The organism is Flectobacillus sp., assembly GCF_049240685.1.
Lineage (GTDB): Bacteria > Bacteroidota > Bacteroidia > Cytophagales > Spirosomataceae > Flectobacillus.
This window is the reverse complement of the sequence record NZ_JBMLSD010000382.1, coordinates 1-6,842: the sequence shown is the minus strand read 5'-3', so window position 1 is coordinate 6,842 and position 6,842 is coordinate 1. Positions and strand designations below refer to the sequence as shown.

5 protein-coding genes are annotated in these 6,842 nt (G+C 38.4%); all 5 read right to left on the bottom strand.

Translation table 11 applies throughout. The features are described 5' to 3' along the window. Window positions 1-9 precede the first annotated feature (9 nt). On the bottom strand, window positions 10-1,503 hold the full coding sequence (glpK, locus tag ACOVQ4_RS17725) for a glycerol kinase GlpK (protein ID WP_421821950.1): 1,494 nt from the start codon (window positions 1,501-1,503) through the stop codon (window positions 10-12). Between the two features lie 260 nt (window positions 1,504-1,763). Then, window positions 1,764-2,498 carry a tetratricopeptide repeat protein gene (locus ACOVQ4_RS17720; RefSeq protein ID WP_421821949.1) on the bottom strand — a complete coding sequence of 245 codons (735 nt, stop codon included), beginning with the start codon at window positions 2,496-2,498 and terminating at the stop codon, window positions 1,764-1,766. 171 nt (window positions 2,499-2,669) lie between these two features. Further along, window positions 2,670-4,049 carry a DEAD/DEAH box helicase gene (locus tag ACOVQ4_RS17715; RefSeq protein ID WP_421821948.1) on the bottom strand — a complete coding sequence of 460 codons (1,380 nt, stop codon included), beginning with the start codon at window positions 4,047-4,049 and terminating at the stop codon, window positions 2,670-2,672. A 130-nt stretch (window positions 4,050-4,179) separates the two neighbouring features. Further along, window positions 4,180-5,430: a hypothetical protein gene (locus ACOVQ4_RS17710; protein ID WP_421821947.1), complete on the bottom strand. Its 1,251-nt coding sequence runs from the start codon at window positions 5,428-5,430 to the stop codon at window positions 4,180-4,182. Between the two features lie 23 nt (window positions 5,431-5,453). After that, entirely contained in the window at window positions 5,454-6,641 is a 1,188-nt protein-coding gene (locus tag ACOVQ4_RS17705) for an acyltransferase family protein (protein WP_421821946.1), read from the bottom strand. Window positions 6,642-6,842: the final 201 nt, after the last annotated feature.

The following is a 6,842-nucleotide window of genomic DNA, read 5'->3' as shown; positions in this document are numbered from 1 at the left end:
GCTCAAGATTTAATCCACCCAATCAAAACTACGTGTAACCGCTTTTTTCCAGTGATGATGTAGCTTTTCACGTTGTTCTGATGGCATACTGGGCTTCCAAGTATGAGCTACACCCCAATTTTGCTTCAAATCATTCAAATCTTGCCAATAGCCTACAGCCAAGCCAGCCGCATAAGCAGCACCCAAAGCTGTAGTTTCTATCATTGAAGGACATACAACGGGCACGTCCAACATATCAGACTGAAACTGCATAAGCATTTCGTTCACGACCATTCCACCATCAACTCTCAGCGATGATATTTCAATTTGAGCATCTTTTTCCATAGACTCCAACACCTCCAATGTCTGGAAAGCCGTAGCCTCCAATGCAGCACGTGCAATATGCCCTTTGTTGACATAGCGAGTTAGTCCTGCAATGACACCCCGAGCGTCTGATTTCCAGTATGGTGCATATAAACCTGAAAATGCTGGTACAAAATAACATCCGCCATTATCTTCTACTGATTTAGCAAGGTCTTCTATATCCGAACTTTTTTCGATAATACCCAAATTATCCCTTAACCATTGTACCAAAGCACCCGTAATAGCTACCGAGCCCTCCAAGGCATAATGTACAGGTTCTTTGCCAAACTGATAGGCTACTGTGGTTAATAATCCGTGAGTTGAAGGAGTAGGCGTAGTTCCAGTATTGAGTAGCATAAAACATCCTGTACCATAAGTATTTTTGGCCTCGCCAGCAGCAAAACAGGTTTGACCTACCAAGGCCGCTTGCTGGTCGCCCAAATCACCAGCTACAGGCACACCAACCAATAAGCCCTTAGCCTCGGCATATACCTCACTACTCGAGCGGATTTCTGGTAATATTTGTTTGGGAATATCGAGTGTCTCTAATATTTCATCGTCCCATTGCATCGTGTGGAGGTTCATCAATTGGGTACGGCTAGCATTGGTCACATCTGTAACATGAATACCTCCATCGGTTCCTCCCGTCAAATTCCAGATTACGTAAGTGTCCATATTACCAAAAATGGCCTCTCCATTTTGTGCTGCTTCACGAAGCCCTTCTACATTATCCAACAACCACTTAATTTTCAATCCACTAAAATAGGTAGCCAGTGGTAAGCCTGTTTTTTCTCTAAAACAGTTTGCGCCTTTGGATGCCTCCAGTGCTGCTACGGTATTTCCAACACGTGTATCTTGCCAAACCAAGGCATTGTAGTAAGGTTCGCCAGTATGTTTGTTCCAAATTACGGTTGTTTCGCGCTGATTAGTAATGCCCACAGCAGCCAAATCCTGTGGTGACAAATTAACTTTGCCCAAAGCCAAGCCAATAACCTCTTGCGTATTTTGCCAAATTTCAGTTGCATCGTGCTCTACCCATCCTGCTTGTGGGTAAATCTGCGTGTGTTCTTTTTGGCCAACCGAAATCATGTTGCCTTGTTTGTCAAAAATAATGAATCGTGTACTAGTTGTACCTTGGTCTATCGAGCCTATGTATTGCATAGTTATTAGGAAGATTTAGGGCAAAACTTTTATGAATATTCAGCACAAATACTTTAAGAATCATTTTCTCTAGTGCGTCATTTCACAAATCAATTTTGCTACATTTAATATAAATATGGGAGATAGTTTGTTACAAATCACAAAATAGTCATATTAATTCTTGCACACAATCAATTTAATTAAATAAAGTACACAAAAAAGCCTAGTTACTCATTGTAGCTAGGCTTTTTTGTGTGTGTTTTATAGATAATTATGATTTCTTATTTAAAAAAACCGACGGGATCTTCTTTTTTTGCCATAAGTTCTTGTACATAGTTCAAATCAACAAAGTTCAAATCTAAGGTCCGGCATTTGTGCAGATATTCCCATGCTTTATCAAAATGTTCGAGTTGGAACTCTGCAATCGAGAATTTGAGCCATGCATTAGCGTTAGTAGAATCTAGTTTTACCGATTTTTCTAACAATGCCAGTGCATCATCAATATCATTACAATCTTTCTTTTCTTTGAAGCAGGCAATTTGTACCGTGGCTACATCTACCATCAAAACAGCGTTGTCTGGAGCTAGAGATAGCCCCTTTCGTAAAAAGGCTGCTGACTGTTCAAAATTGTTGCGTTGATAGCTAATAGACCCTAGCCCCCAATACACATCCATGTTATTGGAATTAAGCAAATAAGCTAGATTGAAACGATATGTTGCAGTATCCAATAATCCTTCACTTAAGTACTCCCAACCACGCTCTGCAAAAAATTTACTAGCTTCTTCTTTTGTGGAGAAATTCGTGACACATTGCTCTATAAAGTCGGCATTCTTAACGAGTTGCTTTTGTAAAGTTTCTCGGCTTCCAAAAAGCGGTAAATAACGGACATCCTGACTGTCGAGATTTGCAGTTTCCTTCTTAGTAATCTGCCTCGAACTTGCTAATTGAGCTACTTCTGTTTGGGCAAACGCCTGAACGGTCGAACTCAAAATGAAAAAATAAAGTAACTTTCTCATAAGTGGTGGTAAACGCACTCTTTATCAAAAAATAAAATTTCGAGCTTTCTAATTTAGCCTTTTAGATGAAATGTAATGAGGTCTCTATTGAGATTTTATTCCAAATTACAAAAAAATAAGGAACTACACTAGTGTGTCGCTCCTTATTTTAACGCATAGAAAACCAGTTTATTATCTACGCTTGGTATTTCTTCTTGAAGAGCTCCCTCCTGTTTTGGCACCAAAGCTACCATTTTTGGGTCCTTTTCCTCCTGCTACAATCTTTTTCTTTTGACGTTCCTGCTTTTCTTTAGTCTTTACTTTAATATCTTTTTTTTCATGAAACGCTCCTTTAAAGGTAGGGTCTTCTTTCTTACGCTGAGCATCTATTTCACGAAGCATTTCTTGATTTTCGATAAATGGTGTTTGCTCTATGGTCAAACCTTCAGGCAATGCAAAGCGTGGAATTTGCATTTTGATAATTTTCTCAATCTTCTTGACATGATATTCTTCGGCCATCGTCATGAAAGTAATGGCTTCGCCCGTTTGATTGGCACGACCTGTACGACCGATTCGGTGTACATAATCTTCATAAATGATAGGAACGTCAAAATTGATTACGTGACTTACCATCTGAATATCAATGCCTCTTGCTGCTACGTCGGTGGCTACCAATACCTGAATATTTCCCTCACGAAAATCATCCATCGAATTGATACGGGTATTTTGCCCCTTATTGGCATGAATCACACGGATTTTATCTTCTGGCACTACTTTTCTAGCCAAGAATTTAAAGATATTGTCTGCCACTTCTTTACTTCTACAAAAAACAATCACACGATTGAAGCGCTCCGAATCGGTCATTAATGAGCCTAACAGATTGATTTTGGTTTTGAAGTTTGGTAATTCATACAATATCTGATTGACCATTTCGGCTGTAGTAGCCTGTGGGCTCACTTCTACTTTTTTGGGAAATTCCAAAAATTCAAACGAAAGGTTTTCTACTCTTGGAGGAAATGTAGCAGAAAATAAAAGATTTTGTCTTTTCTTGGTAGGAATCACTTCCAGAATATTACGAATCTGAGGCATAAAGCCCATATCCATCATTTTATCAGCCTCATCTAAGACAAGGGTCTTTAGCTCCTTTACCCCAAGTTCTCCTTTGAGATAGATATCCATAAAGCGCCCTGGTGTTGCAACCACAATATCTACTCCTGCTTTGATAGTTTCAATTTGTGTTTTTGGTCCCAATCCACCATAAATAGCCACGTGGCGAATGTCTGTATAAGTAGCCAATTGAGTAATCGTGGCATCTATCTGCATCACCAACTCGCGGGTAGGTGCCAATATCAATACACGTGGGTGCATACCTTGTGCGTATTTGATTTTCATCAAAATTGGCAACAAATACGCTGCTGTTTTGCCTGTACCCGTTTGTGCGATTCCAAATACATCATGTCCTGACATTACTAATGGAATAGCCTGCTCCTGAATCGGACTTGGGGTCTCGTATCCAGCGTCGGCAATGGCATTGAGTAATTGTCTATTTAAACCAAATTCTTCGAAAGTCATAACTTGTAACTTACTGATTCGCAAGCTGTTTTTCTTTTGCCGCTCGCCTCAGTCAATTTTTTGTGAACTGCAAAGTTACGGAAAAGTATTACCATCACCCAGTTTTTTCGGAAACTATCAGATTAATTCCCTATTGATGAGATAGTTCTGGCAAAGCTTTTAGGCGCAAATAACACACTCGTAACACATAAATAAGCGTGATTACAAAGGCCCATTGTAAGAGATATTCTAAAGCCAAACCTACATTCGATAATTTTGAAAAACTATCAAAAACTGGATTGTTGTGATAAACATACACAAACGGCTCAACAATTAAGAGAAAGTTGAGCAATATCAACACAAACAAGAATTTTCCATTTTGATACTGCCATAACTCAAATACGATGATGACCAAATAGATAAACATATAATAGGCCATCGCACTTGGCAAAAACAGCTGCATTAAGCCATAAGTGAGGATAAACAACAGAGGAAATGCTCGTTCGAAAGATTTATTTCTGACGCTATAGCCAATCCAAGTTGCTAATGGCAAAAATAGCCCAAGCCCCAGCCAGTTCATTTTGGTTATATTGACGCTAGCACCAATAAATGGACGCAAAACTGAAAATAAGTTTGGGGAATATGGGTCTTCGGTATGTTTTATCAACATCAAAAAATCCCAGCCTACTAAGTAGTAAAGCAAAGCCAAACTTGGGATACCAACCAGTGCCATGCTCAATATAAACTTAAACTTATCTTTTATCAGAAAAAACAGCGGAAATAAGAAAAACGCTACAGTTACTTTTAAGCAAAGTAATGACAAGGCAAACATTAATCCCATACGAAAATCGCTGTTGGATTTTTTCCAAATCATTAATGCTCCTAATGCAAAACCCCACAACCAAATATCTTCTTGACCTCCCAATAAGCAGATAATGACAGGTGCTGGTAACATCAAATAATGTAGCAGCTTGGCATAAGCCTCTGATGATACCCTTTGATAATGCTTATAAGTCAACCACACACAGACCAACTCTCCTACCATCATCAAAGCCACAATTGAGCTCGCATGATCAACAATCAAAAGAGGCAAGGCGATAATATAGGAAAAAATCGGAGCATGAAAAGACCAAAAGTCACGGTAAACCAAATCGAGATGCACGGCGTGAGAAGCTTTGTAATAAAAGAAGGGAACATCGCCTCGTGGCTCTTCTTTGAGAATCACAAAAACTAAAATAAATGGAATAAGACGGGTTAATACCACCAAAGAAGCCACTACTCCTATTTGATTTTGAATAAGCCATGTTTGAAGGCTTCCGTATTTTTTCCACAAAATATACTGGGCAACAAAAGCCAAACTCATTGCTATCAGCTTGACTATAAATACTTCGATAATTGGCATAAGATGTGATTTGCCTTCAAGGACTAGTGACTAAATTTTACCTTAAAAGCTAAAAGTTTTTGTTCTAAAAAGTGGAAAGATAAACTCGCTACGGCAACTGTCAAACCAATGGTTAGTCCATACATAACCAAATTGTACATTCCCAGCGACCAAGTCTGTTGATAAGGACGCAAAAAATTCATAATAGCAACGTTGATAGCAATATGATAAATGTACAAACCATAAGAAATTTTGCCCAAATAAGATACTACCGACTGCTCAAGATTGATGATTGACTGAGGATTTACGGCAACATTAACAATAAAATAGCAGAAGAAAACACTCAACAATTCAAGATTAATCCCTTTGAATTCATACCCTGAGATAATAATCGTTAGTAAAATACCATACACCACAAATTGCACTTTTCTCTGAAATAGAAATGCCAATATCGAGTGTTTGGTAAATACCAAATACGCTCCAATTCCTCCCACTACCATCATTAAAATACGAAATTGACTAAAGAAGAAAATTACATATTGCGGTAAATCTCTGATGGTATTATTCGTAAAAAAGAAAAAGTACATCAAGAAGATAGCTGCGGTTCCTAGTATAAAAATAGCGATAATTCCTAGTCTTGCTTTCCACGAATTAGCGCGAATCAGCCAAGGCCAAAGGTAATAGAATTGCTCTTCGACGCCAATCGACCATGTTTGTGAACATAGATAAGGTAACTCGTAAAAAATAAAACTAAGGTTAGGCAAAATCATCATTAGCAATGAAAGTCGAGGCCAAAAAGCCTCAGCATTGCTTAATACCTCCGCTGCCGATTGCCAATAGAAAAGTTTAAAATGAGGTAACACCAAGGTACCTAAAAGTACAATAATGTAATAAATAGGCCATATACGAAGCACACGACGAACATAGAAGTTCTTGATGTTGATACTATTGTTTTTGCTTTTTTCACTAAGCAACAAATAGGTAATCAAAAAGCCACTCAAGACAAAGAATAAGCCAACGCCCTGTTTTCCTGCATGTTTGATGATATGATTCGAATATAAATTGGGCAAACCAAAAGCAGCTTTTGCTTGCTCGATATGGTGTACCAACACACTAAAAGCCGCAATAAACCGTACTCCGTTAAGATTCGGGAAATATACTGATTTGGATTTTTCCGTGTTAGGTACTGATGTCGATGTCGAAACTGATTCTGATAAGCGATTTTTAGCCATGAAGTTGTAATTTTTGCAACTTTAAAGTCAACTACTTAGCCGACCATTTGCCTTTGGATAAGGTTTGCAAAATTATAGCTTCTCCAGCTAATCACAAACGAAGGATTGAATTATTTAAGGAAGGGCTTTGCCATAAAAAAGCGAGAGACATATTATTGACTCTCGCTTGGGTAATTAAGTTAGTGGGCAAAATAAAATTTA